General features: G+C 74.3%; 22 protein-coding genes and 1 riboswitch. Of the genes, 10 read left to right on the forward strand and 12 right to left on the reverse strand.

What is annotated here, in order from left to right; all coding sequences use genetic code 11:
• Positions 1 to 33: 33 nt before the first annotated feature.
• Genes ACZ50K_RS12175 through ACZ50K_RS12195 form a run of 5 tightly spaced genes read right to left on the reverse strand, consistent with a single transcriptional unit; the run spans position 34 to position 7,522 of the window.
• Positions 34 to 873, reverse strand: a complete 840-nt coding sequence (locus ACZ50K_RS12175) for an ECF transporter S component (protein ID WP_468901046.1) — start codon at positions 871 to 873, stop codon at positions 34 to 36.
• Entirely contained in the window at positions 870 to 2,573 is a 1,704-nt protein-coding gene (locus ACZ50K_RS12180) for an ABC transporter ATP-binding protein (protein ID WP_468901048.1), read from the reverse strand. The genes ACZ50K_RS12175 and ACZ50K_RS12180 overlap by 4 nt, the downstream gene beginning before the upstream one ends.
• Positions 2,570 to 3,733, reverse strand: coding sequence for a CbiQ family ECF transporter T component (locus ACZ50K_RS12185; protein ID WP_468901050.1), 1,164 nt, complete (start codon positions 3,731 to 3,733; stop codon positions 2,570 to 2,572). The genes ACZ50K_RS12180 and ACZ50K_RS12185 overlap by 4 nt, the downstream gene beginning before the upstream one ends.
• Positions 3,734 to 3,737: 4 nt before the next feature.
• On the reverse strand, positions 3,738 to 4,700 hold the full coding sequence (locus ACZ50K_RS12190; protein WP_468901207.1) for a hypothetical protein: 963 nt from the start codon (positions 4,698 to 4,700) through the stop codon (positions 3,738 to 3,740).
• Positions 4,701 to 4,720: 20 nt separating this feature from the next.
• A complete protein-coding gene (locus tag ACZ50K_RS12195) occupies positions 4,721 to 7,522 on the reverse strand; it encodes a prenyltransferase/squalene oxidase repeat-containing protein (protein ID WP_468901053.1) in 2,802 nt (933 codons plus the stop codon).
• Positions 7,523 to 7,792: 270 nt separating this feature from the next.
• A riboswitch (cobalamin riboswitch) is annotated at positions 7,793 to 7,931 on the forward strand.
• Positions 7,932 to 8,049: 118 nt separating this feature from the next.
• Here ACZ50K_RS12195 and ACZ50K_RS12200 point away from each other — a divergent pair.
• The gene (locus ACZ50K_RS12200) at positions 8,050 to 9,462 is read left to right on the forward strand and encodes a prenyltransferase/squalene oxidase repeat-containing protein (protein WP_468901056.1); all 1,413 of its coding nucleotides are present in this window, start codon (positions 8,050 to 8,052) and stop codon (positions 9,460 to 9,462) included.
• A gap of 65 nt (positions 9,463 to 9,527) precedes the next feature.
• On the opposite strand, the gene lysA is transcribed toward ACZ50K_RS12200, so the two are convergent.
• Together lysA and ACZ50K_RS12210 are read right to left on the reverse strand one after the other, a co-directional pair.
• Complete coding sequence (gene lysA / locus ACZ50K_RS12205; protein WP_468901059.1) at positions 9,528 to 10,862, reverse strand: diaminopimelate decarboxylase; 1,335 nt, start codon at positions 10,860 to 10,862, stop codon at positions 9,528 to 9,530.
• 11 nt (positions 10,863 to 10,873) lie between these two features.
• Positions 10,874 to 11,245: an SAV_915 family protein gene (locus ACZ50K_RS12210; RefSeq protein WP_468901062.1), complete on the reverse strand. Its 372-nt coding sequence runs from the start codon at positions 11,243 to 11,245 to the stop codon at positions 10,874 to 10,876.
• A gap of 366 nt (positions 11,246 to 11,611) precedes the next feature.
• Between ACZ50K_RS12210 and ACZ50K_RS12215 the strand changes: the two genes are divergently transcribed.
• From ACZ50K_RS12215 to ACZ50K_RS12255, 9 genes are all read left to right on the forward strand, one after another.
• Positions 11,612 to 12,115 carry a helix-turn-helix domain-containing protein gene (locus ACZ50K_RS12215; protein WP_468901064.1) on the forward strand — a complete coding sequence of 168 codons (504 nt, stop codon included), beginning with the start codon at positions 11,612 to 11,614 and terminating at the stop codon, positions 12,113 to 12,115.
• A gap of 147 nt (positions 12,116 to 12,262) precedes the next feature.
• Positions 12,263 to 12,835 carry an ImmA/IrrE family metallo-endopeptidase gene (locus ACZ50K_RS12220; protein WP_468901067.1) on the forward strand — a complete coding sequence of 191 codons (573 nt, stop codon included), beginning with the start codon at positions 12,263 to 12,265 and terminating at the stop codon, positions 12,833 to 12,835.
• Complete coding sequence (locus ACZ50K_RS12225) at positions 12,828 to 14,024, forward strand: MAB_1171c family putative transporter (RefSeq protein ID WP_468901069.1); 1,197 nt, start codon at positions 12,828 to 12,830, stop codon at positions 14,022 to 14,024. The genes ACZ50K_RS12220 and ACZ50K_RS12225 overlap by 8 nt, the downstream gene beginning before the upstream one ends.
• Positions 14,021 to 15,241 carry a cytochrome P450 family protein gene (locus ACZ50K_RS12230; RefSeq protein ID WP_468901071.1) on the forward strand — a complete coding sequence of 407 codons (1,221 nt, stop codon included), beginning with the start codon at positions 14,021 to 14,023 and terminating at the stop codon, positions 15,239 to 15,241. Before ACZ50K_RS12225 ends, ACZ50K_RS12230 begins: the two co-directional genes overlap by 4 nt.
• Before the next feature lie 294 nt (positions 15,242 to 15,535).
• Positions 15,536 to 17,056, forward strand: coding sequence for an ATP-binding protein (locus ACZ50K_RS12235; protein WP_468901074.1), 1,521 nt, complete (start codon positions 15,536 to 15,538; stop codon positions 17,054 to 17,056).
• A 6-nt stretch (positions 17,057 to 17,062) separates the two neighbouring features.
• The gene (locus ACZ50K_RS12240) at positions 17,063 to 17,467 is read left to right on the forward strand and encodes a roadblock/LC7 domain-containing protein (RefSeq protein WP_468901076.1); all 405 of its coding nucleotides are present in this window, start codon (positions 17,063 to 17,065) and stop codon (positions 17,465 to 17,467) included.
• Positions 17,464 to 17,823: a DUF742 domain-containing protein gene (locus tag ACZ50K_RS12245; RefSeq protein ID WP_468901079.1), complete on the forward strand. Its 360-nt coding sequence runs from the start codon at positions 17,464 to 17,466 to the stop codon at positions 17,821 to 17,823. The genes ACZ50K_RS12240 and ACZ50K_RS12245 overlap by 4 nt, the downstream gene beginning before the upstream one ends.
• Complete coding sequence (locus tag ACZ50K_RS12250) at positions 17,804 to 18,424, forward strand: GTP-binding protein (RefSeq protein WP_468901082.1); 621 nt, start codon at positions 17,804 to 17,806, stop codon at positions 18,422 to 18,424. The genes ACZ50K_RS12245 and ACZ50K_RS12250 overlap by 20 nt, the downstream gene beginning before the upstream one ends.
• The gene (locus ACZ50K_RS12255; protein WP_468901085.1) at positions 18,421 to 19,842 is read left to right on the forward strand and encodes a cytochrome P450; all 1,422 of its coding nucleotides are present in this window, start codon (positions 18,421 to 18,423) and stop codon (positions 19,840 to 19,842) included. Before ACZ50K_RS12250 ends, ACZ50K_RS12255 begins: the two co-directional genes overlap by 4 nt.
• A 57-nt stretch (positions 19,843 to 19,899) precedes the next feature.
• On the opposite strand, the gene ACZ50K_RS12260 is transcribed toward ACZ50K_RS12255, so the two are convergent.
• The 5 genes from ACZ50K_RS12260 to ACZ50K_RS12280 form a co-directional block, all read right to left on the reverse strand.
• Entirely contained in the window at positions 19,900 to 21,084 is a 1,185-nt protein-coding gene (locus ACZ50K_RS12260) for a terpene synthase family protein (RefSeq protein WP_468901087.1), read from the reverse strand.
• The gene (locus tag ACZ50K_RS12265; RefSeq protein WP_468901089.1) at positions 21,081 to 22,031 is read right to left on the reverse strand and encodes an SAM-dependent methyltransferase; all 951 of its coding nucleotides are present in this window, start codon (positions 22,029 to 22,031) and stop codon (positions 21,081 to 21,083) included. The genes ACZ50K_RS12260 and ACZ50K_RS12265 overlap by 4 nt, the downstream gene beginning before the upstream one ends.
• Before the next feature lie 116 nt (positions 22,032 to 22,147).
• Positions 22,148 to 22,612, reverse strand: a complete 465-nt coding sequence (locus ACZ50K_RS12270; protein ID WP_468901091.1) for an RrF2 family transcriptional regulator — start codon at positions 22,610 to 22,612, stop codon at positions 22,148 to 22,150.
• A gap of 43 nt (positions 22,613 to 22,655) precedes the next feature.
• Positions 22,656 to 23,864 carry an acyl-CoA dehydrogenase family protein gene (locus ACZ50K_RS12275; protein ID WP_468901093.1) on the reverse strand — a complete coding sequence of 403 codons (1,209 nt, stop codon included), beginning with the start codon at positions 23,862 to 23,864 and terminating at the stop codon, positions 22,656 to 22,658.
• 174 nt (positions 23,865 to 24,038) lie between these two features.
• Positions 24,039 to 25,517, reverse strand: coding sequence for a type 1 periplasmic-binding domain-containing protein (locus ACZ50K_RS12280; RefSeq protein WP_468901096.1), 1,479 nt, complete (start codon positions 25,515 to 25,517; stop codon positions 24,039 to 24,041).
• Between the last annotated feature and the right edge of the window lie 2 nt (positions 25,518 to 25,519).

Raw genomic sequence — 25,519 nt, forward strand, 5'->3', positions numbered from 1 at the left:
GAGTTGGTGCCGACGAAGTTACGTTGCCCCAGGTCATCGGTCAAGCGACGGCCCCTCGAAGCGGACCGGGGCCTCGAACCGGGCCTTGCGGGCGGCCCGTCGGAAGACCGTCAGGACCGCCGGGCCGGCCAGGCACACGCACAGAAAGTTGGTGACCGCCCGGCCGGTGTCCCAGCCCAGCGAGGTGGCCAGGTCGAAGGCCAGATAGCGCTGGAACTGCTCGGTGAAGGGCAGCCCGGGGAGATAGGCGATGGAACTGCCCGGGTCGAGGGAGAACGGCCAGAAGGAGAGGTTCAGCAGGAATCCGAAGAGATAGCCGGAGACCGAGCCGTAGACCGCGAGCAGGGCGATCTCCGCCCGGCCCCCGGCCTTCGGCAGACATCCGGCCAGCATTCCCACGAAGGCGCAGCCGAACATCTGGTACGGCATCCAGGGCCCCACCCCGCCGGTGATCAGCGCCGAGGCGAAGAGGGAGGTGCAGCCCAGGGTGAAGCCGAAGCCCGGCCCGTAGACCCGCCCGGCCAGGACCAGGATGAAGAACACCGTCTCGATGCCGGCGGTGCCCGCGCCCAGCGGGCGGATGGCGGCGTTCACCGCCGAGAGGACGCCCAGCATCGCCAGGGCCTTGGAGTTGATGCCGCCCTCGGCGATCTCGGAGACCACCACGCAGAGCACCACCACCAACAGCACGCCGAAGACCAGCGGCGGGGCGTAGTTCGAGCCGAACTTCCCCGGGGCGACGAGGAACGGCCAGAAGAAGGCGACCACCCCGAGGAAGGCGGCCATCGTGATGACCAGCCCGGCCCGGGCGCGGATCCGGATGGCTGCGGGGGTGCCGGCCGCGGGGGTGCCGGCGGAGCGGGCGGCCCTCATGCGTCCGGGTCCGTTCCCCCGGCGAGCACGGCGGTCAGCTGGCCCACGGTGAGGAAGGGCAGCGGGGACAGCACCTTCGCGGTCTGCGGGGCGAACACCGGGGAGGCGACGATCACCTCGGTGGTGGGACCGTCGGCCACGATGTCGCCCTCCGCCATCACCAGCACGCGGTCGGCGGCACGTGCCACGAACTCCACGTCATGGGTGGACACCACCACCGCCCGGCCCTCGGCGGCCAGCCCGTCCACGATCCGGATGAGCGCGTCCTTGGCGCCGTAGTCCAGCCCACGGGTCGGCTCGTCCAGCAGCAGCACCCGGGGGGCCGCGCACAGCTGGATCGCGAGGACCAGGGCCAGCCTCTGCCCCTCCGAGAGGTCGCGGGGGTGGGTGCCGTCGGGGATGCCCGGGGCCAGCCGGTCCAGCAGGGACCTGGCCGTCACCCGGCCCGGGCCGGTCCCGGTCCCCGACTCGGCGTCGGCCTGGGCCAGTTCCTGTCCGACGGACTCCAGATAGAGCAGATCGGTCGGGGTCTGCGGGACCAGCCCCACCAGTCGGCGCGCCTCGGCCGCCGGGAGCCTGCGCGGATCCCGGGCCACCGGACCGCCGGGGGCGCCGACGGCCACCGAGCCGGCCTTGCGGGGGCCCGAGCCCTGGAGCGCCCAGAGCAGCGAGGACTTCCCGGAGCCGTTGCGGCCCATCAGGGCCGTGATCTCACCGCCGCGGAGCGCGAGGTCGACCTCCCGGACCGCCGGGACCCCGCGGTACGCCACGGTCACCCCGCGGGCGGTCAGCAGCTCCCGGCCACCGGCGCCGCCGTCGCCGTCGCCGTCGCCGTCGCCGGAGGCGTGGGTGTGGGTGTGGGCGGGGCGTACGGGGGGCGGGACGGTCCCGGCCAGCCGGGCGCGCAGCGGGGCGGCCGCGCGCCGGGCGTCCCGGACCGAGAGCGGCAGCGGGGACCAGCCGGCGGCCCGGCCCAGCTCCACCAGGGGCGGCGCGATCGAGGAGGTCCGGAAGACCTCGGCGGGCGCCCCGGACACCACCCGGCCGTCGCCCGGGAGGTGGATCACGCGGTCGGCGTACTGCACCACCCGCTCCAGCCGGTGCTCGGCGAGCAGCACGGTGACGCCCAGGTCGTGGACCAGCCGGGTGACGGCGGCCAGCACCTCCTCCGCGGCGGCGGGGTCCAGGGCGGAGGTCGGCTCGTCCAGGACCAGCACCCGCGGGTGCGGGGTCAGGACGGATCCGATGGCCACCCGCTGCTGCTGTCCGCCGGAGAGCTCGTGCAGCGCCCGGTGGCGTAGATCGGCCAGACCGAGCAGGTCCAGGGTCTCCTCGACCCGTTTGCGCATGGTGGCCGGCGGGACCGCCAACTGCTCCATGGCGTAGGCGAGTTCCTCCTCGACGGTGTCGGTGACGAATCCGTCCAGCGGGTCCTGTCCCACCACGCCCACCACATCGGCGAGTTCCCGGGGCGGATGGTGGGCGGTGTCCCGGCCGTCGACCAGGACCCGGCCGTGCAGGGTGCCGCCGGTGAAGTGCGGGACGAGGCCGTTGACGGCGCCGAGCAGGGTGGACTTGCCGGACCCGGTGTGGCCCACGACCAGGCACAGCTCCCCCTCCTCCACGGTGAGGTCCACGTCCCGCAGGACCGGTGCGGCCGTGTCCTCGTAGCGGACGGAGACCTGGTCGAAGGTGATCACTTGGGTTCCTCCGGGGGCGGGGCCAGGAAGCCGGCCGCGCCGGCGAGGAGTATCGCCGCGGCCGGGACCAGCGGCAGGGCGGGCCAGCTGAGCGGATGGAAGGAGGGGTTCAACTCGGCCGCGTCGAATCCCGTGTTGGCGAAGAGCAGCACCGCCGACAGCAGCCCGCAGCCGGCCACGGCCCATTCGGCGGACCGCCAGGGGTCCGGCCGGTAGCTGGTCCGGGTGATCCGGCGCCCGCCCAGGCGCAGTCCGGCGAAGCACAGCAGGGCGCCCGCACCCATGGCGGGCAGGCCGAGCAGCCGGGGGGCGGTGGCGTCGAGGAGCCCGTACGCCCCGGCGCACAGCCCGCACATGCCCAGCAGCATCAGCGCGCCGGTCAGCCGGCGGGACCGGCGGGTGGCGGTCCCGGACCGGCCGTAGCCGCGGGAGTCCATGGCGGCCGCCAGCCGCAGCGAACGCTCCAGGGCGTCCTCCAGGACCGGGACCACGGTGCCGCGCAGGGCGCGCGGGCCCTTGGCGGGGGAGGAGGCCCGGCCGGCCCGCAGCCTTCTGGCCCGGTGCACCCGCTGGACGCTCTGCACCAGCTGCGGGGCGACGCTGATGGACACCGTGACGGCGACGCCGAGTTCGTAGAGGGCGCCGGGCAGGATCCGCAGGGCGCGTTTGGGGTTGGCGAGGGTGTTGGCGGCGCCGACGCAGCAGAGCATGCAGGCCAGCCGCAGACCGTCGGTCGCGGCCGACAGCAGGGCCTCCAGGGAGACCGGGCCGCCGAGCCGGATGCCGGCGTACCAATCGGGGGTGGGGAGGTGCGGCAGGGAGAACAGGATGTGGTCGCGGGGGGTGGTGCCGGTGGCGAAGACCGCCCGGAACACCACTCTGATCGCGACCACGGTCAGCGCCAGGTACAGGTAGTACTGGAAGCCGCGGGCCCAGGGCGCCTCGGTGCGGCGCACGGTGACCACGTATCCGAGGACCGCCAGGACGAGGAACAGCAGCAGCGGGTTGTTGGTGCGGCTGACCGCGGTGGCGAGGGCCAGGGCCCAGATCCACCAGGCGACCGGGTGCAGGGTGCGGGGCAGTCGGCGGCCTCCCGTCTCCGGCGCGGGGCCGGAGAGGGGGAGCGGGGCCGCGGCCCCGGTGGTGGCGGTGGGTGGCACGCGGCTACTCCGGACGGCGCCGGCGCCTGGCCGAGCGGACGGCCGCAGCACCGATCAGCAGGACGAGGGCCCCGGTGGCGACGGCGGGCAGATAGGAGCCGGCCTCGTGCTCCGGGTCGGACGCCGGTGCCGCGTCCACCACCTGGGTCCCGGCCGGAGGGGCCGCCACCGGTGGGACACCGGAGGCCGGTGGTGCGGAAGGGGTGGGCGGGGCGCCGGTCGTGGGGGTGGCGGAGACGGAGGGGCCCGTCAGTACGGGCACGGGTACGGGTGCGGAGGCCGAGGCACCCGGTGCGGCGGTGCCCGCCGGGGGCGCCGGCTCGGTCGGGGACGGGGCGACCGGCCCGGGCCCGGTGTCCGCGTCCGGGGGCGGCGGGGCCGCGGTGCGGGTGTCCCGGGGCGCGGGCCCGCCGGTCGGCCGCGCGTTCCTGGCACGCAGTTGGTCCGGGGTGACCGTGGGCTTGCCCTCAGTGCCCTCGACATCGGTCGCGCCGAAGATCCACAGGTCCACGCTGCCCGGCTTGGGCTTGTAGAGCATGGCCCCCAGCTGGCTGTACTCCCAGGTGTTCCGGCCGGGATCGGCGTGCCAGTACGACCAGTAGGCGGAGGCCGGCGGGGTCAGCACGCAGTCGTCCTCCCGGGGCGTCGGGAACTGCTTGCCGCCCCGGTGGCCGCTGTAGCCGATCCGGCAGACGAAGGCGGGGCCGTCGTGCCCGGTGCCGGTGGTGGTCCAGCCGCCCTGGTTGAGGAGTTCGTAGCCGGTGGTGGGGGTGGTGCCGCAGGACCGGTAGATCGGCCCGCCCCAGCGGCTGAAGTCCACGGCGAGGACCACCCCGGAGGAGGTGGTGCACCGGCCCATCGGCTGGGGTGCCGCCCCGGCCGGGGCGGTGGTGCCGGCCAGGGCCGCCACCGTCAGCCCGAGCGCGGCGGCTGTCCGGGTCAGGGCTGCGGCCGTCCGGGCCGGGATGCCGGCCGTCCCGCCGCGCCTCATGCCCGGCCCCCGGGGGTGCCACGGCGGCCCCGGGCGAGGCGGGTGGCGCCCCAGCCGGCGAGGACAAGTGCCAGCGCGACGGCGGCGAGACCCCCGGCCCGGGCGCCGGTGGAGGCGAGGTTGCCGCCGGAGCCGCCCGAGCCCGGGCCGCCGGAGCCGTCCTCGGGGGTCACGATCACCGGGACGGTGGGCGTGGGGCCCGGAGTCGGGGACGCGGAGATGCCGGGAAGGGGCTGCGGGGTGGTGCCCGAGAGGTCGCGGGCCAGGGTGCCGAAGGAGACTCCGGTGGCCCCGCCCACGGCCTGGGTGGAGGCGCGGACGTCGGAGCCCGGCTGGCCGCCCTTGGTGATGGTGAACCCGCCGTCCCGGTTCTGCCGGGTGGCCAGGAAGGCGCGGGCCCGGGCGATCTGGGTGCGGTACCGGGTGGCGTCCAGCGACAGCCCCTGAATCGCCAGCGCGGCCGAGTTCACCGAGTTCCCCGAGGCGCCGGGGAAGCCGCCGTCCGCGGTCTGCCGGGCCGCCAGCCAGCGCAGGGCCCGGTCCACGGCGGCCTGCGAGGCGGCGTCCGGCAGCAGGTCGACGGCCATCGCGGCCATCGCCGTGGAGTCGACCTCCGGCCCGCTCGGCTCGCCGATCAGGCTGGGCCAGGCACCCGACGGGGTCTGGAGGCCCTTCAGATAGCCGACCGGTGCGGCCGCGGCGGCCTTCTCACCGGCCCGGAGCTGTGCGATCACGCCGAGGGACTGGGAGAACACGGAGGTCGCGTAGGTGTAGTTGCCCTTGCCCGCGCACTGCTGCCGGACCGGGGTCCGCTCCTTGCAGGTGATCTTCGCGAGTGCGGCGATCAGGTCCCGGCCGCCGAAGTCCCGCGGGTTCCGGCCCACGGACTGGGCGAGCACGGCCGCCTTGCCGAGGGACCCGCCGCTCGCGTAGCTGCTGCCGATGTGGGTCCAGTCGTGCAGGCCGCGCCCGTGGCCGTCCTCGCCGCCCTGGTCGAGGAAGTCGACGATGTCGCGCAGCGCCGCGTCGTCCCCACCGGTGGCGGCGAGGGCGTAGGCCCCGTCGATGGTCAGCCCGTAGTCGGCGAAGCGCTTGCCGGGCTGGGTCTCGTAGAACCGGCCCTGGATCAGCCTGGAGGGGTGGGTCAGATAGCCGACCCCCTTCCGCAGGTCCGGACCGGGACCGGCCGGGGGAGCGGTCGGCGGGGTGGTGGGGGGCTTGGTGGGGCCGGTGGGCGGGGTCGTCGGGGGGACCGTCGGCGGCACGGCCGGCTTGGCGGTCAGGGCGCCCAGATCGCTGCCGGCCCCGGCGACGGCCGCCGTGGCGGTCGGGAACAGCCGGGACTCGGTGTCCTCCTCCCCGAAGCCGAACCCGCCCGAGGCCAGCTGGCGCCCGGAGAGCCAGGAGAGGCCCGCGTCCGCGAAGGCCTCGTCGCCGAGGGCCCGCAGCGCCTGGGCCGCCCAGGCGGTCGCGGCCGGGTTGCCGGTGGTCTCGTAGTGCAGGGCGGGCCAGGCGCCCGTCCTCAGCTGGGACTTCTTCAGGAAGGCGCGGGCCTTCTGGACGGCCGGCTCATGGCCGCCGGCCCGGGCCAGCGCCAGGGTGATCAGCCCGGTGGAGCCGGCCTCGCTGTCGCACCAGCCGCCGGACCGGATCAGGACGGAGGTGAACCCGCCGTCCTCGCACTGGAGTCCGGTCAGCCGGGCCACCGAGCCCGCCGGGGGCGCCACCCCCGCGTTGACCAGGGCGATCACGGCCATGGCCTGGGCATCGGACTGCCCGGTGGTGCGGAAGTCCCCCTTGGTCAGACAGCCGTCGACGGTGTCCCCGTCGCCGATGTCCCGCGGGCAGGCGTACTTCACCAGGTCCCCGAGCAGATCGCGGCCGCCGAACGCGCGCGGGTCCAGCCCGGTGGCCTCGGCCACCAGCGCCAGCCGTGCCGCGGCCGTGGCGTCGGGTATCGCGTCCCGGCCGTTCGGATAGGCGTACGCCTCGGTCTGCGCGGGGTCCGCGAGGAACTCCGCGGCCTTCCTGGCCGCCGGGCTCTTGCGGTCGGAGGCCGCCAGGGCGAACACCGCCTCGGTGGTGAGGAGGTGGTTGACGGTGGTGGACCCCTCGTCGACCACCCGCCCGTCCTTCACCCTGCCGCCGATCCAGCGGAGGGCGGCGGGCACGTCCACCGAGCCCGCGGGCACCTTGGGCGGGACCGTCGGGACCGCCGGGTCGGGGGTGCTGAACCCCCGGACGTCATCGGGGGTGAAGGAGGGCTTCCCCTTGGTGCCGCCGACGTCGGTGCCGCCGAACACCCAGGCCTCCACATCGCCGGCCTTCGGGTTCCGGGCCATCGACCCGAGCGGACTGTAGGTCCACTTCCGCTGCCCCGGCGAGGCGATCCAGTACGACCAGTAGGCGGTGGCCTGCGGGGTGAGCACGCAGGGCTCCTTGGCCGGGGTGGGGTACTGCCTGCCGCCCTGGAAGGACTTGAGCCCGATCCGGCAGATGAAGCCGGGGCCGTCGTGGACGGTGCCCGTGGTGGTGAACCCGGCGGTGTGCAGCAGTTCGTAGCCGGTGGTGGGGGTGGTGTCACAGCCCTTCTCCACCGTGCCGCCGAACGGCCGGAAGTCCACCGCGACCAGGGCCCCCTTGACCGGCGAGCACTTCGCGACGGGGTCGGCGCTCGCCGGGGTGGGGGCCGAGAGCAGGGCCGCGCCCGCCCCGAGCGTCAGGAAGGAGGCGGTCAGCAGGGACAGCAGCCGCCGCCCCGTCACGGGGCGCCGTGGCGCCCTCTGTTCGGTCCCCACCGCGGCCCTCGTCTCTGCCGGGCGGACGGGTGCGTGGCGGAAGGCCCCCGCACGGCTCGCTGCGCCATGGGGAGGCGGGGACGACCACACCGCAGTCCACGACGGCGCTCTTCGTACTGTGACCCGGCCCCAGGCAATCCGGCTCGCCCGGGAGATCCGGGCCCACGGTTGCGGGTCAGCGCCGGAATCGCACCGGCTTCCCCTGGGACTGAGCAGTTGTCACGCGGAATGGAACACCGATCCGTACGGCCCGTCAAGACCGGTCGGCTGGCGGTCGTTTCGCCGCTCGGGTAGCGTCCTGGGCTGCCACATGGGGGAATCCGGTGCGAATCCGGAGCTGACGCGCAGCGGTGTGGGACGGCGGGGGCCGTCTCCGAGCCCGAATGCCCATCCGGCGACGCAGTACAGGAAGCCGTACCACGCGTTCCGGGCGGCGGCTCTCCGGCCACGCCCCCGGCCGTGCCCCGTGCACGGACGCCCTCGGCGCGTCCGGAGCGGCCGGCGCCCGCCGATTCCAGGAGCAGGCCATGTCCCGTCCCCGTACCCCCCGCCGCCTCGCGCTCGCGGGACCCGCCGCCCTCGGCGCGTTCGCCCTCACCGTGCTGCCCGCCTCCGCGACCTCGACGCCGGCGCAGATCGCCACCTCGAAGACCAACGGCGTCGCCTACCTCAGGTCCCTCCAGGCGCCCAGCGGCGCCTACGCCGGCTCAGGACTCTCCAACGAGTGGGCGTTCAGCGCCCTCGCCGCCGCCGGTACGGCCGTGGTGGACGTCACCCCCGGCGGGGACACCACGAAGAACGCCCGCACCGTCTACCGGAACCTGCTCTCCACGGCGGCCTGGCCCTCCGCCTCCCCGGTGGTCACCGACTACGAGCGCGCCGCCCTCAACGCGTACGCGGCCGGCATCGACCCGGCCCGGGTCTCCGCCTCCCGCAATCTGATCGCCCACGTCTACTCCTACTGGCAGACCGCCGAACCCGGCTACTTCGGCCCCTCCTCGAACTTCAACGGCACCGTGTTCGCCGCCCTCGCGCTCGGCGGGGCGAAGACCCAGGGCGGCACGGCCCGCGTCCCCCAGAAGCTGACCGACGCGCTGGTCTCCCGGATTCGCGCCAACCAGCACGTGGACGGCGGCTGGACCTACCAGAAGGGCGAGGGCAACCCCACCGTCCTCAACGCCCCCGGCGACGTCGACATGACCGGCGCCGCCATGGCCGCCCTCTGCGCCTCCGGGATACCCGCCGGCGACCCGGACCTCGTCCAGGCCAAGAACTTCCTCAGGACCACCCTGGTGTCGTCCACCGGCGCCTTCAACTCCCTTTACGGGGTCAACACCAGCTCCAACGGCTGGGCCGTCGCCGGGCTCAACGCCTGCGGCATCAACCCGCAGACCGGGGACTTCCTCACCGCCTCCGGGAAGACCCCGATCGACTTCCTGATCGCCAACCAGTTCAACCCGGCCGGCGGCTTCAAGTACAAGCCGGCCGACACCGCGCCCACCGCCTACGCCTCGATCGACGCCCTCCGCGCGGTCGCCGGCGGCGGCTTCACCACCGCCCCGCCGACCCCGGTCACCCCCGGAGCCCCCAAGTGGGTCGCCCAGCCGACGTTCACCGCCGGCACGACCACCCGGCTGGCCCTGACCGTGGACGACGGGGCCGGCGGCCTCAAGGCCTGCTCGGTCACCCTCACCCCGACCGGCACCACCAGCACCCTCGGGGACGTACTCGCCGCCGCCACCGGCGCCGCCGCTCCGGCCGGCTGCGTCACCAGCGTGACCCCGGCCTCCGGCACCGGCACCATCACCGCCGTCAACGGCAAGGCCAACAGCGGCTCGAACACCTGGAAGGTCAGCGTGGACGGCTCCGCGTTCGCCGGAGCCGCCCGCAACAAGGTGATCAACGTGGGCGACACCATCGCGCTCCGCTGGGGCGCCTGACCCGCCACGCCCGGTCCGGACCCCCGGCCGGCGGGGGCCCGTACCAGGCGGCGGCCGCGGCCGGATCAGGCGCCGACGTCCCGGCTCCGGTAGTCCTCCAGGGTCTCGCGCCGGACCAGCAGCCTGGCCTCGCCCGCATGGGCGGCGACCACCGCCGGCCGGCCGACCAGGTTGTAGCCGGAGGCCATGGACAGCTGGTAGGCCCCCGCCACCGGCACGGCGAGCAGATCGCCCGGGCGGACGTCGCCCGGCAACTCCACGTCCGCGGCGAGCACATCACCCGCCTCGCAGTGCCGGCCGACCACCGTGGCCACGGCCGCCCCGGCCGTCGAACTCCGCCCCAGCAGCATGGGCGCGTAGCGCGCCCCGTACAGCGCGGGCCGCGGGTTGTCGGCCATCCCGCCGTCCACGGCGACGAACAGCTTCCCGCCGCCCCGCTTGACGCTGAGCACCCGGTAGAGCGCGACCCCGGCCGGGCCCACCACGGCCCGCCCCGGCTCGACGGCCAGCCGGGGCACCGCCAGCCCGGCCGCGGCGCAGCCGGCGACCAGTTCGGCGCGCATCCGCCGGGCGAGCGCGGCGGGGTCGAGGGACGGTTCGCCCGGCCGGTAGGCGATCCCGTGACCGCCGCCCATGTCCAGCTCGGGCAGCACCACCCCGTGGGCCTCGCGGATCCTGGCCATCAGCCCGACCATCCGGCGCAGCGCCACCAGATAGGGCTTGACCTCGGTGATCTGGGATCCGATGTGACAGTGCAGACCGGTCAGTTCGAGCCGCGGCTGTCCCAGGATCCGGCTGACGGCGTGCCGGGCGCCGCCGTCACCGAGGGAGAGCCCGAACTTCTGGCCCTCGGTGCCGGTGCGGATCTTGTCGTGGCCGCCGGCCGAGACGCCGGGGACCACCCGCACCAGCACCTTCTGACGGCCGCCCGGCCCGACGGCGGCGGCGATCCGGGCGATCTCGGACGGGCTGTCGATCACGATCCGGCCCACCCCGAGCCGCAGCGCGGACGCCAGGTCCTCCGGGGACTTGGCGTTGCCGTGCAGCACGATCCGCTCCGGAGGGAACCCGGACGTGACGGCGAGTTCCAGCTCCCCGGCCGAGCACACGTCCAGGCCGAGCCCCTCCTCCCGGACCCAGCGGACCACGGCACGGGAGAGGAACGCCTTGGCGGCGTACAGCACGTCCGCGTCCGGGAAGGCCGCGCGGTAGGTCCGGCAGCGGTCGCGGACCTCGCCCTCGTCCAGGACGTAGACGGGGGTGCCGAACCGGTCGGCGACCTCGGTCAGGGGCACTCCGGCCACGGCCAGGCCGCCGTGCGGCAGCGGGGTCGCGGAGGCAGGCCAGACGGACGGGCCGCCGGCACCGGCGGGAGCCTGCGGGAGTACGGCGACGGTCATGTCCCGCCCCCTCAGACCGTACGGCCGGTCCGGGCGGCGGTGCGGGCCGCCGGCTCCGGCGGGGTCCCGGCGCGGGCGCGGTCCGCCGCGCCGGCCGGGGGAGCGGTGAGGGCCGGATCGACGGTCAGCAGGGACGCGCCGAGCGGCCGGGCCAGGGCGCGGAGCGCCGCCCCGGAGAGCCGGATCCAGGGCTGGTCCGGACCGAGCGTGGCGGCCAGCCGTTCCGGGCTGGTGAAACCGACGGCGGTACGGTCCCCCAGCGGGGTGCGGAACAGCCGCACGGCCACGTGCGCTCCTCCCGGCCGGGCGGGCACGTACAGGGGCCCGGCCGGGCCCCGTTCCTCGGGTTCGGGGTCGGAGTCTTCGTACGGGAAAAGGCACATGGGGCCCTCCTCGGGAACCACGGGTGGCTGGTGCGGTCCCGGGCCGCGCGAGTCGGCGGCCCGGGTTCCGCGACCGAAGCTATCCCCGTCCCTGTGCCGGGTCGGACGCCTCGTGACGGGACCCATACGCGGGCCGGCCCGTTCCCTACGCGTCCTTGACGGGGAACCCGATCTGCCCGCCCCTACCCCCGTGGGGCGGGTCGATCGTCGTGCGCGCACAGGCGAGCCCGTCGGTCAGCTTCACATCAACTCAGGTGTGAAGCAACACTGTTTTGCTTCAATACCAGTGCGACTGTCGGCCGAAGAGCCGGGTAGCGGGCTCATACAACGGTTAGAGTGAACATCCGACAATGGAGGCGCGAGGCCGTGACAGAACCAGACCCCGGGACCACCGGCAGCCTGGCCCACAAGCTGAACACCCTGTTCACCACCATGGTCCCGGCCGGCCGTGGCCCCTACACCAACGAGGAAGCCGCCCGCGAGATCACCGCCGCCGGCGTCCCCATCTCCGGCAGCTACATCTGGCTGCTGCGCAAGGGCCAGCGGGACAACCCCACGCTCAAACACCTGGAGGGCCTCGCCAGGTTCTTCGGGGTCCCGCCCGCCTACTTCTTCGACGACCAGGTCACCGACACCGTCAACGCGGAACTCGGGCTCCTGATGGCCCTGCGGGACGCCCAGGTCCAGCGGGTCGCCCTGCGCACCGCCGGCCTCTCGCAGCGCAGCCTGCGGTCCATCAACGACGTGATCGAGCGGGTGCGGGAACTCGAAGGACTGTCCTCGCCCGGCCCCGACCCGGAGCCCGACGCGGCCCCCGACCCGGCCCCCGGCTCCGCTCCGGACCCCGCTGCGAGACGGCCCGCGGGATGACGGATCCGGGCGCCGGCGGCCCGTCCGCCTGCCGAGTGGCTCAAAGCCGCCTGTACGCCGGGTGACGGCCGTGCTGGAATGACCGAATGATGATCACCGGAGAGATGTGATGAGCGAAGACAGGACGTCCGCCACCGTCGCCGCTCCGTGATCGTGGTGCGCTGGAGCCTGGGTCCCGCATTCCGCCGTCCCACCCGTCCCGACCGGCGTTTCGAGGAACGCGTACGCGGCCTGGGGCTGCCCCTGCGCAGCCAGTTGACCGTCGGGGAACTCTGCGACCACCTCGGCGGACTCCGGGACCGGCCGCTGCGCGTGGTACCGCTCAGCCTCCCGCCCGCCAGCCCGCACGGCCTCCTGGTCTCCACCCAGGCCAACGACTACATCTTCGTCGAGGAACGCCTGGTGCCGGTCCATCAGCAGCAGGTGGTCCTCCACGAGATCGGACACGTGGTCTGCGACCACGAGAGCACCCCCGCACTCGCCGGATCCGCCTCCCTGCTCATGCCCTCCCTCGACCCCGGCCTGATCGCCCGGGTCATGGGCCGCGAACACACCAACTCCGAGGCGGAGATCGAAGCCGAGATGGTGGGCTCGCTCATCGGACAGAGCATCGGGGTCTGGACGGTGGACCGCACCCTCGCGGTCCCCCCGGAACTCCGCGAGATCGTCGAACGGCTGGCCACCCTGGAGTCGCCCAGGCCGGGGAGGGAGCATGAATAGCCTGCTGTACCCGATCTGTTCCACGGTGGCGCTGCTGGCCCTGCTCTTCAAGGCCCGCACCCTGCGGACCGAACGGTCCGTCACCCAGCTCGCCCTGATGGCCAACTTCGCCCTCCTCTTCGTCATCTTCACCGTCTCCACCCCGTCCGTCTGGACCGCGACCAGCGAGTTCGTCGGAATCGTCGACTTCTCCGGGCTCCTCACCCAGAGCTGCGTGGTCGCCATGACCGTCTGCCAGCAACTGGTCCTCCTGCACCTCACCCACGGCCCCGAGACCGCCCGCCGCAAGGCGGTCCCCCGGGTCGCCGCCCTGGTGGCGGTGCTGATCGCCATGTCGGTCCTGTTCCTCGGGGCCTCCGCGCACGGCGAGTCGCCCAACGACTTCGCCGTCACCAGCGCCCAGTACACCCCCGCCTACCTCACCGTCTACCTGCTCGCCTTCACCGCCAACCAGATCGAGATCGGGGTGATGGGCTGGCGCTACTCCAAGATCGCCCCCTCCCCGTGGCTGCGCCGCGGCCTGCGCATGGTGGCCCTGACCCTGCCGTTCGCCCTGGTGTACACGGCGGCGCGGGCGGCGGACATCATCGCCGCCCAGTTCGGCGGCTCCGGCCACGCCTGGGAGCCGGCCGCCCAGCTCGGCGTCGCCATCGCCGTGGTCGTCCAGACCGTGGGATGGATCCTGCCCGACTGGGGGCCCCATCTCAGCGCCCTCGGCGACCGGTTCAGGGACCGCCGGGCCCAGCGCCTGCTCACCCCGCTGCACCGGACCGTCACCGAGCAGGTGCCCGAACCGGTGATCCCGGTCCACTCCGCCATGGACCGGCGGACCCGCCTCTACCGCCTGGTCATCGAGATCCGCGACGCCCAGTGGGCGCTGCGCACCTGGATGGCCGCCGAGGTGGCCGAGACCGCCCGCGCCGAGGCCGAACGGGCGGGCCTGCGCGGCGAGGAGCTGGCCGCCGCCGTGGAGGCCGCCCAGCTGCGCGCGGCCATCGAGGCCAAGCGCCACGGCCGGCCCCCGGAGCGGATCCTGGACAGCCCGGTGTCCGCCGCCCCCGGCGACCTCGCCGCCGAGGTCGCCTTCCTGTGCCGACTGGCCCGCGCCATGTCCGCCACCGCCCCCGCCGCCGCCCCGCCCACCGCGGCTTCCGCCGCACCCCGCAGCACGTACGAGGAAAACGCATGACGAGCACCACCGAGGCCACCGGACTCCCGCAGCCCTTCGGCCAGGACTTCCGGACCGACCCGCACTCCGTGTACGCACGGCTGCGCGCGACCGGACCCGTCCACCGGGTCGCCCTCCCCGACGGCTCCCCGGTCTGGCTGGTCACCCGCGAGGCCGAGGTCCGCGCCGGGCTCGCCGACCCCCGGCTGTCCGTGGACAAACGCCACTCCGGGACCGGCTTCAAGGGGTTCTCCCTCCCCCCGGCACTCGACGCCAACCTCCTGAACCTCGACGGCGAGGACCACCTCCGGCTCCGCCGGCTGGTGTCCCAGGGGTTCACCCCCCGGCACGTCGAAGGGCTGCGGACCGCCGTCGCCGAGGCGGTGGACACCCTCCTGGACCGGATGGCGGAGCCGTCCGCGGCCGAACCGGTCGATGTGGTCGAGCGGTTCGCCCGACCGCTGCCGCTCAAGGTCATCGGGGACCTCTTCGTGGTCCCCCCGGCCGAACGGGAGCGGTTCTCCGGCTGGGTCGCCACCATGCTGGCCCCGCCCGGCCACGAGGAACTCCGGGCCGCCATCGGGCACATCCACGGCCATCTCCTCGACCTCGTCGCCCGACGCCGTGCCGCTCCCGGAGAGGACATCCTCTCCGGCCTGATCGCGGCCCGCGACGCCGGGGACCGGCTCACCGAGGACGAGCTCGTCTCCCTGGCCTTCCTGATCCTCATGGCCGGCAGCGAGAACGTCCAGCACACCATCTCCAACGGGCTGTTCACCCTGCTCACCCACCCCGGGCAGCTGGCCGCCCTGCGGTCCCGCCCGGAGACCCTGCCGCAGGCCGTCGAGGAGATCCTCCGGTACGCCCACCCCAACCAGACCGCCATCCGGCGCTTCGCCGTCGGGGAGACCGTGATCGGCGGGGTGACCGTACCGGCCGGGGACACCGTCCTCCTCCTGCTGGCCTCCGCCCACCGCGACCCCGCCCGCTACACCGAGCCCGACCGGTTCGACATCTCCCGCACCGACCAGGGCCACCTCGCCCTCGGGCACGGGCTCCACTACTGCCTGGGCGCTCCGCTGGCCCGGCTCCAGATCACCCTGGCCCTCGACGCCCTGCTGCGCCGGTTCCCGGCCCTCCGCCTCGCGGTCCCCGCCGGGGAGCTCGCCTGGACCAGCACCTTCCGGTTCCACGCCCTGAGCGCGCTGCCCGTCCTTCGGCAACTCCCGCGCCCATAGCGCATTTCCGTCCCCGGCACCACTCGCGAACACCCCGATGGGGTCGGTACCGGTCGAGCTGGGCGGGCCGGATCCGGCCCGCCGGGCCCGGCCGCGGGCCCGCGACCTCGTACGACGCGACCGCCGGCCGGGGACGGCCACTCCTCGCCGACCGAATCCACCGCCGGTGATGGCGCATATCGGTTCCTCCGGTCCGATGAACTCCGACGAAACCACGGGTGCCGGTGGGCGGGCGTCGTTATGCTCCCGCCGACCGGTCAGAAGGTCACCCTTTTCGATAGTTCGAGGACGCCGATGGAGCAAAGAGACATTCCCCCAGAAACCTCCCAACAGGGGGGCGTGAGCCGGCTGCTGCCCGCGATCGCGGTCCTGGTCGCCGCCTGCCTGGCCGGAGCGCTCGTGTCCTCCTCCGAACCGGTCGCCGTGGTCCTGACCGCCGTCGCCCTGCTCGGCGCCGCCGCCGTCCTCGGCGAGACGGTGCGCCGAGGCCGCCTCCTCGCCACCCGGGACGCCCAGGTCAAGGCCCTGCTGCACACCCTGTCCCGGCAGGAGGCCGAGGCGCTGAAGCTCTCCTCGGTGGTGCTGCCCGAGGCCATCGAGCGGCTGCGCCGCTCGGAGCCCGCCGAAGAGGTGCTGACCTCCCTGGGCGGCCGCCCCGGCCGCAGCAACCGCTGGGGCGCCGACGCGGGCCTGACCCCGCGCTTCACCGCCGCCCTCCAGGCCGTACTGGCCCATGTCATCGACGCCGTGGACAACGAGGAGAGCCTGCGCGACTCCGCACAGCGGGCCTTCGTCAACGTCGCCCGCCGCATGCAGGCGATCGTCCACCAACAGGCCCACGAGATGCGCGAGATGGAGGACCGGCACGGCACCAACCCCGACGTGTTCGGCGATCTGCTCCGGCTGGACCACGGCAACGCCCTGATCGGCCGCCTCGCCGACTCCATCTCGGTCCTCGGCGGCGCCCGCCCCGGCCGCCAGTGGAGCCGCGCCGTCACCCTGTACAGCGTGATGCGCGGCGCGATGTCGCGGATCATCGACTACCAGCGGGTGGAACTCCACTCGGTCTCCGAGGTCGCCGTCGTCGGTCCGGTCGTGGAACCGCTGATCCACACCCTGGCCGAGCTCCTGGACAACGCCACCCGCTACTCCCCGCCGCACACCCGGGTCCACCTCACCGCCGCCGAGGTGCAGTCGGGCATCGCCGTGGAGATCGAGGACGGCGGCCTCAGCATGAGCGAGGAGGCCCGCGGGCGCGCCGAGGAGATGCTCGCGCAGGCCCAGTCCGGGATCGACCTCAACGACCTGGGCGAGACCCCGAGGCTGGGCCTGGCCGTGGTCGGCCGGCTGGCCCAGGCGTACGGCTTCCAGGTGTCCCTGCGCTCCTCCGCCTACGGTGGTGTGCGCGCCGTGGTCATCGTGCCGCAGCACCTGATCACCACCGCCTCCTCGGCCACCGGCCTGGCCCACGGCATCGGCTCCTCCTCCGGGCCCCGGGCGGTCGCCGCCACCCCGCGCGAGCACCCCTTCGAGCGCCCCCCGGCCGGACTGCCCGCGGCCCGGCCGGCACCGGCCCCGGCGGCCGGACCCGCACCGGTGAGCGGCCTGCCGGGGCTCACCCCGACCGGGCTGCCGCAGCGGCGCCGGAAGGACCGCATCACCACCGAGGCCCGGCCGGCCGCCAGGCCGCAGCCGGCGGACGAGGCCGGCCCCGGAATGTGGCTGGAGGCGTTCCACAGCGGCCTGTCCGGTACCCCCGGCCAGGACACCCAGGACGCCCAGGACGCGTCGGGTTCAGCGACCAGAGGGGCGTAAGCAGTGATGACTCAGCGAAGCAGCATGGACTGGATGCTCAAGGACCTGGCCGCGGGGGTGCCGCAGACCCGGCACGTCATCGTGCTGTCCGCGGACGGGCTGTGCGTGGCCCAGTACGGGGCCGAGACCGACACGGCCGACCGGCTGGCCGCCGCCTGCGCGGGCCTGCAGAGCCTGGCCGGGGCGGTGGCCGCGGAACTCCCCAACTCGGAGGGGAGGATGCGGCTGGTCGTGATCGAGATGGACGGCGGGTTCTTCTACCTGATGGCCGCCGGTGACGGCTCCTACCTCGCGGTCCTCGCCGACGAGGGGGTGGACGCGGGCCTGATGGGCGCACAGATGCGCAACCTGGTGACCCGAATGGGGGAACACCTGAGCAGCCCGCCCCGGCACGACGGGCAGCCCGCGTGAATGAGCCGCCCCCAAGCTGGGAGGACAGCAGTCCCGAACGGCTCTACGTCATCACCGGCGGACGCAGCGCGCCCTCCACCGCCGCCCATCTGGACCTGGTGACCCTGGTCGTGGCCAAAGGACAGGCCCGGCCGGAGATGCAGCCCGAGCAGGCGGCCATCCTCCGGATGTGCCGGTCACCGCTCTCGGTGGCCGAGATCGCCGCGTACGCCGGACTGCCCGTGAGCGCGGTCACCGTGCTGGTCGGCGACCTGGTGGCCGACAAGTGCGTGCACATCCGCCCGCCCGTCCCCGCCGCCCAGCTACCCGACCTTGCTCTGATCGAGGCAGTGATCGATGGACTTCAGAAGCTCTGAGCCGCCCGCCGGGCCGGCGGCCGCGGACATACTTCCGCAGACGGCCGCGGCCGCCGTCAAGGTCGTCGTCGTCGGCGGGTTCGGCGTGGGCAAGACCACCATGGTCGGCGCGGTCAGCGAGATCAAGCCGCTGACCACCGAGGAGACCATGACCCGGGCCGGGGTCGGGGTCGACGACACCTGGGGCGTGGACCGCAAGCTGACCACCACGGTGGCCATGGACTTCGGCCGGATCAGCATCAACGAGGAACTCGTCCTCTACCTGTTCGGGACGCCCGGGCAGGAGCGGTTCTGGTTCCTGTGGCGCGGGCTCTTCGAGGGGGCCCTCGGCGCGGTGGTCCTGCTCGACACCCGGCGGCTGGAGATCAGCTTCGACGTGATCGGACGGCTGGAGGAGCGGGGCGTCCCCTTCGTCGTGGCCGTCAACTCCTTCCCCGGCGCCCCCGACCACCCGCTGGAAGAACTGCGCCAGGCTCTCGACCTGCCCCCCGCCGTCCCCATCCTCGTCTGCGACGCCCGGCGGCGCGAATCGTCCCGGGACGTCCTGCTGACCCTCATGCGCTACCTGCACTCCCAGGCAGCCACCCAGGAGGCCATGTGAGCACCACCCCCACCCCGCCCCCCGGCTGCCCCGCCCACGCGGCGGGGACGGCGGACACGGCCGGCGGGCTGCGCCGGCTGCACGGAGCGGAGGCCCAGGCGGACCCCTTCGCCCTGTACGAGAAACTGCGGGCCGAACACGGCCCGGTGGCCCCGGTCCTGGTGAGCGGGGACCTTCCGGCCTGGCTGGTCCTCGGCCACCGGGAGAACCTGGACGTGGGCCGCACCTCCTCGCGCTTCACCCGCGACCCGCGCGGCTGGCGGGACATGCGCGAGGGCCGGGTCCCGCCCGACACCCCGCTCGGCCCGATGGTCTCCTGGGTGCCGGTGTGCAACTTCACCGACGGGCCGGTCCACGAACGGCTGCGCGGGGCCGTGGTGGAGTCCCTGGGGCGGTTCGACAAGCGGGGCATCCGCCGCTACGTGACCCGCTTCGCCAACCAGCTCGTCGACCAGATCGCCGACGAGGGCTACGCCGACCTGGTGCCCGCCTTCTCCGACCAGCTCCCCATGCTGGTCATGACCCAGCTGATCGGGGCCCCCGACGAACACGGACCGCTGTTGGTCAACGCGGCGCGGGACATGCTCCAGGGCACCGAGACGGCCCTCCAGAGCGACCGGTACGTGACCGCCACCCTGGAGAACCTGGTGGTGGAGCGCAAGGCCAAACCGGCCCGGGACCTGGCCTCCTGGCTGATCGAGCACCCGGCGAACCTGACCGACACCGAGGTGCTGATGCACCTGCGGGTGGTGCTGATCGCGGCCTACGAGACCACCGCCAACCTGATCGCCAACACCCTGCGGACCGTGCTGACCGACCCGCGGTTCCGGGCCAGCCTCTCCGGAGGCCATATGACCCTGCCCGACGCGCTGGAGCAGGTGCTGTGGGACGACCCGCCGATCAACACGATCATCGGGCGCTGGGCCACCGGCGACACCCTGCTCGGCGGACAGCAGGTGAAGGCCGGGGACATGATCCTGCTGGGTCTGGCCGCCGGCAACGCCGACCCGCAGATCCGGCCCGACCCCTCCGTCTCCGTCCACGGCAACCGCTCCCACCTGGCCTTCAGCAGCGGCCCGCACGAGTGCCCGGGCCAGGACATCGGGCGGGCCATCGCCGACACCGGGATCGAGGTGCTGCTGGACCGGCTGCCGGACCTCCAGCTGGCCATCGACGCGACCGAACTCCAGTGGCGCGGCACCCTGATGTCCCGCCATCTGCTGTCCCTGCCGGTACGGTTCGCCCCGCGCGCGGTACCGCTGCCCGCGCCCGAGCCCGTGCCCGCGCCGGAGCAGGCCGTCCGGCACCCCGGTCACCCCGGGCATCCGCTGATCCCGCCGCAGCCGACCGCGGCGCCCTCGGTCGCCGCGCCGCGCCGGGGCCCGGGCTGGTGGCGGCGGCTGTTCGGCCGCCGCTGAGCCGCCCGTACCGCCGGGGCCCGGCAGGCCCGGGCCCCGGCGGTGTCCGCCCGCCGCTCAGTCGCCGATCCACCGCCACCAGGAGGCCAGGGCCGGCAGCCCGGGCGGCGCGGCCGGACCGCCGGGCCCGCCGGTGAACCAGGGGGCCTCGGCGAAGCTGGGGGCGTCGGCCCATCTCAGATCGAACTCCGCCCCGGGGAGCGGGAGTTCATGGCGGTTGCGCGGGCTGGCATAGCGCGGGGCCCGGCTCTGCCAGCTGATGGAGCCGGCCACATAGTGGCCCAGCGCCGCCAGATGGCGCCGCAGCTCCTCGTCCGCTCCTTCCGCCAGCCGGGCCCGCAGGGTGAGGAAGAGGACCATCACCCGGTCCCGCAGCTCCACCGCCGCGGGCACCGCCTCGGCGGGGGAGCACCCCTCCTGGTGGGCCAGCACATTGACCAGGTTCACCTCCGGCGGGTCCAGACCGTCGTCCTTGTCGTAGGAGAACAGGTCGTTGTCGGCGCTGACCACGAACCCGGCCGCGTCCGTCAGGGCGGTCAGCGCGGGGGCGCAGAGCACCTCCGCCGGCAGTCGGATCCCGCGCGCCACGTCGGACCAGGTCAGCGAGAAGCGGGTGCCGTTCGCCAGCGGGCCCATGGCGACGAACTCGTTCAGCCCCGGCATGCTCCGGGTCTCGGCCCGCGCGGCCCGCCAGGCCGCCCCGAGCAGCCAGTCCCGGGTCCCCTCGGTGAACCGGCGCAGCTGGTAGGGGGAGAGCAGGGCGTGGGTGCGGGTGACGAGGTCGAGCAGGGAGCTCGTCATGGGCCCGTCGGGCAGTACCGACGCCCCCGGATCCTCCAGGGTCCGCAGCAGCCGGGTGCCGTGCTCGACGACGGCCCCGGTGCCCACCTCCTCGGCACCCGAGTCCTGCCAGTCGTCGACGGCGTTCGCCCAGTAGTTCCACTGGGCGAACAGCAGCAGGGCCTCCTCGTCCCCCTCGGGGACGATCCGGCAGGAGAAGTCGGCGCTGTGGGTGGCCAGCCCCCAGGCCCGCTCCACCGGATCGGGGTAGACCCCGAAGGAGTCCAGCCACTCCACGGCCCGGGCCCGCACCCGCTCCGCCCCGGGGTGCACGAGCTCGCGTTCCAGCGGGCAGTAGAAGGGCGGCAGCCGGTCCCCGAGACGGGAGGGGCGGACACCGGGAACAGGATCCGCGGGGTGCGCGGGCTGCGCCGTGCGCGCGGTGCGGGCGGTCGCCGTCATCGGCCGCCCCCGGACCGGAAGCACAGCAGCCGGGTCTGCACCGCGTGGTCCCGCCAGAGCCGGAAGAACCTGCTGTGCGCCAGCGTCGACTGCTCCAGCCGTTCCTCCGTCCAGGCGCCCGGCCCGGCGTCCTCCCCGCCCGCCCGGATCCGGTCGAGCTCGGCGGTGTTCCACGCCATGGACTGGACCCAGAACTCCGCCACCGAGTCCGTGACGTCCTCGTCCCGCACCAGCTCGAACCCGGCCTCCTCGGCCGCGGTCAGGTACTCCCCGAGCCGGCCCAGCCGGGTCCGGTAGTAGCCGTCCATGAAGGCGCGCGGCCCGGCCCGGCCCACGAAGTGCTCCTGGATCCCGAACCAGCCCCCGGGTTCCAGCGCCCTGGCGACCACCTCGAAGAGCCGGGCCCGGTCGAGGTATCCGCTGCTCTCGTTGGCGTAGACCGCGTCGTAGGCCCGGGTCTCGTCCAGGTCGTGCACGTCCGCGAGCACCGGACGCACCAGCTCCCCGACCCCGGCGCGCCGGGCGAAGTGCCGGACGATCGGCAGGTGTTCCGCCGCGACCGTGAGACCGGTGACCGCGGCGCCCAGTTCCTGCGCCCAGTAGAGGGAGGAGCCGCCCAGCCCGCAGCCGATGTCCAGCACCCGGCGCGGGGGCGCCTCGTACGCCCCCCAGGAGCGGGCGGCCCGCTCGACTATCCGTTCCTGGGCCTCGCACAGCCGCCGTTGCAGGGTGCCCTGGGCGACCGTGCTGTCGGGTGGGCCCTCCGGGTAGATCCCCACGTGGAAGTGGACTCTGGGCCCCGGACCGTACTTCTGGAGGATCTCCTGCGTCTTGAGGCTGTAGTAGAGCCGGACCGGGTCCTCCCCGCCCGCGCCCGGCGCACCGCCGCTGCCCGAGGAGTCGCCCGAGGGGCTGTCTAAGGAGGTGCCGAGGGGTGTCACGCGCATGGTGTCCGCCCTTCCGTTGGTGGGGCCTCCACTGTCGGAGCCACTGTCGGAGCACGGATCATCGTGGCACCTCGCGTGTCCCGCGTCAGCCCGCCGGAGCGATCCGATCGGCGCGGTCAGGGGTTGGTCCAGGCCTCCGGGGGGCGGGTCAGCGCCGACACGGCCGCCGGCAGTTCGCAGGAGGCGACGTCGGCCAGCGTCACCCCGTCGAGGATCTCCCGCACATTGGCCCGCAGCGCGATCCACAGCGGCAGCAGGGCCTCGGCGGGACCGCTGTACGAGAGGTCCGGCGGGCGCACCCCGCGGACCGAGACCAGCGGGCCGTCCACCACGCGGATGACGTCGGCGATGCTGATGGCCCCGGCCGGCCGGGCCAGCCGGTAGCCGCCGTTCCCGCCGCGCTGGCTGAGTACCAGACCGCCGCGCCGCATGTCGTTCAGGATGCCTTCCAGGAACTTGTGCGGGATGTCCTGGGCCTCCGCGATGGCCTCGGCCTTCAGCGGCCCGCCGTCCGTCCGCTGGGCGGCGGCGAGCTGCAGCGCGGCACGCACCGCATAGTCCGCCCTGGCTGAGATCCGCATGCGGGCATTATCCCGTACGTCCCGTCCGTCCCGACCCCGGGCGTCAGTGGAAGGCGGCGGCCACCGCGCCGTGCGAGCCGTTCAGGTAGTGCTCGCCGATGGACCGCAGCCGGAGCGCGGCCGGGTGCTGGGCGGTCAGCACCCGGGCGTTGCGCCAGAACCGGTCCAGGCCGGTGGCGTCGGCGAGTTCCAGCACCCGCGCGGTGACGTGCAGGGCGGCCTTGGCGGTCACCGTCTCGGCGGTGGCGACCAGGGCGGCGACACCGGCGGGCTCCTCGTCGTCGAGCCGGGCGTCCGGGTCGAGGGCCCGGGCCATCACCGCGGTGGCCCGGTCGACCACGGCGGTGGCGGTCTGCGCGGCGGAGGCGAGTTCCCCGTAGGTGAGGAAGAGGTCCGGGTCGGCGCCGGGCAGCCGGTAGGCGCGGCCGCCCCGGCTGAGGTCGCGGGCCTCGGTGAGGGCCCCCTCGACGATGCCGAGCGCCACCTGGGACAGGGCGAGCCGGAGCGCCGGTTCGGCGAGCTCGGTGAACGGCCCGGTGGTCTCCTCGTCCTGCGGCCGGCGGCCCAGCACCTGGCCGGGTGCCACGGCGACCCGGTCGAAGACCAGCCGGCCCGCGCCGCCGACCCGCTGGCCGAGGCGGTCCGGGGCGGGCTCCCGGCGCAGGCCCGGGGCGTCGGCGGGGATCCGTACGACCAGGACCTCCCCGGTCACGGAGCAGACGGCGTCGACCACGATCCGGTCGGCCTCGGCGGCCGCCGTCTCCACGAACCGGGAACCGCCCAGCAGATGGCCGGTGTCCCGGGGCCGCAGGCTGAGGCCGGAGCCGTCCGGGTCCTCGCCGGCGGCGGGGGAGCGGACCGCGCCGGTCCACAGCCACTGGGCGCGCGCCGACTCCTCCTCGACGGCCTCCGCCCGCTGTTGACCCGCGTAGAAGCGTCCGCTCCAGGAGTGGACGTAGTGCCGGGCGAGCAGCTCGCCGACGGCACTGTCCGCGGCGGCGATCCGCCGGATGGCCGAACAGCCGGTCCGCCAGTCCGCGCCCCGGCCCGGACCGGGCGGGGTGAGGGCGGCCAGCAGCCCGGCCTCGCGGAGCCGGGCCGCCTCGTCGGCCGGCGGATCGCCCGCCCGGTCGCGGGCGATGGCGTCCGCGGCGAGGTCGTCCGCCACGTCGCTGGCGGTACGCAGGAGCGTTCGGCGCTGCTCCTCCGCGGACCGGGGGCCCGCGGTGCCATGGGCGATGGCGGTGGTCATGTCGGCTACTCCGGAGCGTTGTCGGGCGGCGTCGGCCGGCGGTGGGACACGATCCCCATCTTTCCCATCGGATTGATAGGAATACTCGCCCGTGGCGCCCGTCCCGGCAAGGGCGCGGCCGCATGGTGGACAGCCCCGTCTCGGGATGGAAGACGGGGCGGGCCCACCGGCACCTCACTGCCCCTGGGGCGGTTTGCCCTCCGCGGCCGACACCTCGACGAACTCCACCGTGCCCTTGCCGTCCAGGCGCAGGACCGGCACCGCCTTGTTGCGCGGATTGCCGTTGTTCTGGAAGGAGATGAACCCGCTCGCCCCGGCCACCTGCTGGGTGCCGTCCATCTGGTGGAACATCCGGGCCACCGCCTCCCCGGTGACCTGCCCCTGCCAGCGGGCCGCCATCTGGATCCCGTGCGCCGCGGCCAGCACCGCGTCATGCCCCATCAGCGCACCCCCGTCCTCCCGCGGATCGTGCGGGAACCACCGGTCCAGCAGCCCGCCCGGCTGGAAGTTCTTCGCCGAGGGCGCGGACACCGCCTGCGGGGCCGACCGGTACATGTCCGGATGGGACAGCCCGGTGTACAGCACCTCCACCCCGGTCTCCGCGGCGTGGGCGAGCTGCTCGGCGCTCAGGTTGGAGGTGTCGTCCCCGGTGAACACGGTGAACTGCTGCTTGGTGCAACTGCGGTTGGCGAGCGCGTCCAGGAAGTGGGTCAGCTGTCGGCCGCGCCCCGCGAAGTACACCAGCTGGGGCCGCTGCTGGCACAACTGGCCCGGCATGTAGCGCAGTTCGTTCTGCCAGGCGCTGCTGACCGAGGAGTCGTAGGTCATCCGCTCGGCGACCAGCCGGTGCTTCCCGCCGTCCTGGAAGGCCTTGGTGAACGCGTTGCCCAGGGTGGCCGCGTAGAGGTTGCCCTCCGCCACGTCCTGGATGACCACGGCGGTGGCCACCCCGCGCCGCTTGAGGTACCCGGCCGCCGCGTAGGCCTCGTCCTCGTTCGTCGGGGCGACCCGGACGAAACCGTTGATGCCCTGGATGTTCGTCGCCGTCAGCGTGGCCCCCACCATCGCGATCCCGTGCTCCGACAGCCGCCTTATCGCCGCCAGGTTCTCCGTGGTACTGGGCCCGAGCCCGGCCACCGCCACCAGCCGGTCGGGGGAGTCCTTGCGGGCGATCAGCTCGTCCACGGTGTGCTCCCACCGGGTCGACTTGCTGCCCGGGTTGGCGATCAGCAGCCGGATCTTGGGAGTGGCCGCCAGATCGCCCTGGTTGTGCCGGTACTGGGCGAGATAGGCGCCCTGGAGCTCGTGCCGCACCCCCTCGGCGGAGTTGCTGTCGTCGGCGGTGGTGGTGAAGGAGGTGAGGTAGGCGACGCTGACGTACGGCTCCCGGTCCGCGTTCGCCAGCACCCGCCGGTTCTCCTCCTCGATCTTCCGGCTGACCGCCTCCAGATGCGGGGCGAAGACGTACGAACCGTCGCTCACCCCCACGCACTCGTCGTCCGGACCGAGCTCCACCACCCCGGCCCCGCACCGGGCCTGGCGCTCCTGTAACCAGCCGGCACCCAGCCAGAGCGCCGCGCCCAGGACGACGACGGCCGCGGTGGCCAGGGCCACCCGGCGGACCACGTGCAGGGGCCATTCGAGTCTGGGCACCG

This window comes from Streptomyces sp. NPDC033845, from assembly GCF_055576225.1.

Coding starts and splice junctions, on each gene's coding strand:
- ACZ50K_RS12175 (WP_468901046.1), bottom strand. CDS start 873: ATGAGGGCCGCCCGCTCCGCCGGCACCCCCGCGGCCGGCACCCCCGCA.
- ACZ50K_RS12200 (WP_468901056.1), top strand. CDS start 8,050: ATGTCCCGTCCCCGTACCCCCCGCCGCCTCGCGCTCGCGGGACCCGCC.
- lysA (WP_468901059.1), bottom strand. CDS start 10,862: ATGACCGTCGCCGTACTCCCGCAGGCTCCCGCCGGTGCCGGCGGCCCG.
- ACZ50K_RS12210 (WP_468901062.1), bottom strand. CDS start 11,245: ATGTGCCTTTTCCCGTACGAAGACTCCGACCCCGAACCCGAGGAACGG.
- ACZ50K_RS12225 (WP_468901069.1), top strand. CDS start 12,828: ATGAATAGCCTGCTGTACCCGATCTGTTCCACGGTGGCGCTGCTGGCC.
- ACZ50K_RS12230 (WP_468901071.1), top strand. CDS start 14,021: ATGACGAGCACCACCGAGGCCACCGGACTCCCGCAGCCCTTCGGCCAG.
- ACZ50K_RS12235 (WP_468901074.1), top strand. CDS start 15,536: ATGGAGCAAAGAGACATTCCCCCAGAAACCTCCCAACAGGGGGGCGTG.
- ACZ50K_RS12240 (WP_468901076.1), top strand. CDS start 17,063: ATGACTCAGCGAAGCAGCATGGACTGGATGCTCAAGGACCTGGCCGCG.
- ACZ50K_RS12250 (WP_468901082.1), top strand. CDS start 17,804: ATGGACTTCAGAAGCTCTGAGCCGCCCGCCGGGCCGGCGGCCGCGGAC.
- ACZ50K_RS12260 (WP_468901087.1), bottom strand. CDS start 21,084: ATGACGGCGACCGCCCGCACCGCGCGCACGGCGCAGCCCGCGCACCCC.
- ACZ50K_RS12265 (WP_468901089.1), bottom strand. CDS start 22,031: ATGCGCGTGACACCCCTCGGCACCTCCTTAGACAGCCCCTCGGGCGAC.
- ACZ50K_RS12270 (WP_468901091.1), bottom strand. CDS start 22,612: ATGCGGATCTCAGCCAGGGCGGACTATGCGGTGCGTGCCGCGCTGCAG.
- ACZ50K_RS12275 (WP_468901093.1), bottom strand. CDS start 23,864: ATGACCACCGCCATCGCCCATGGCACCGCGGGCCCCCGGTCCGCGGAG.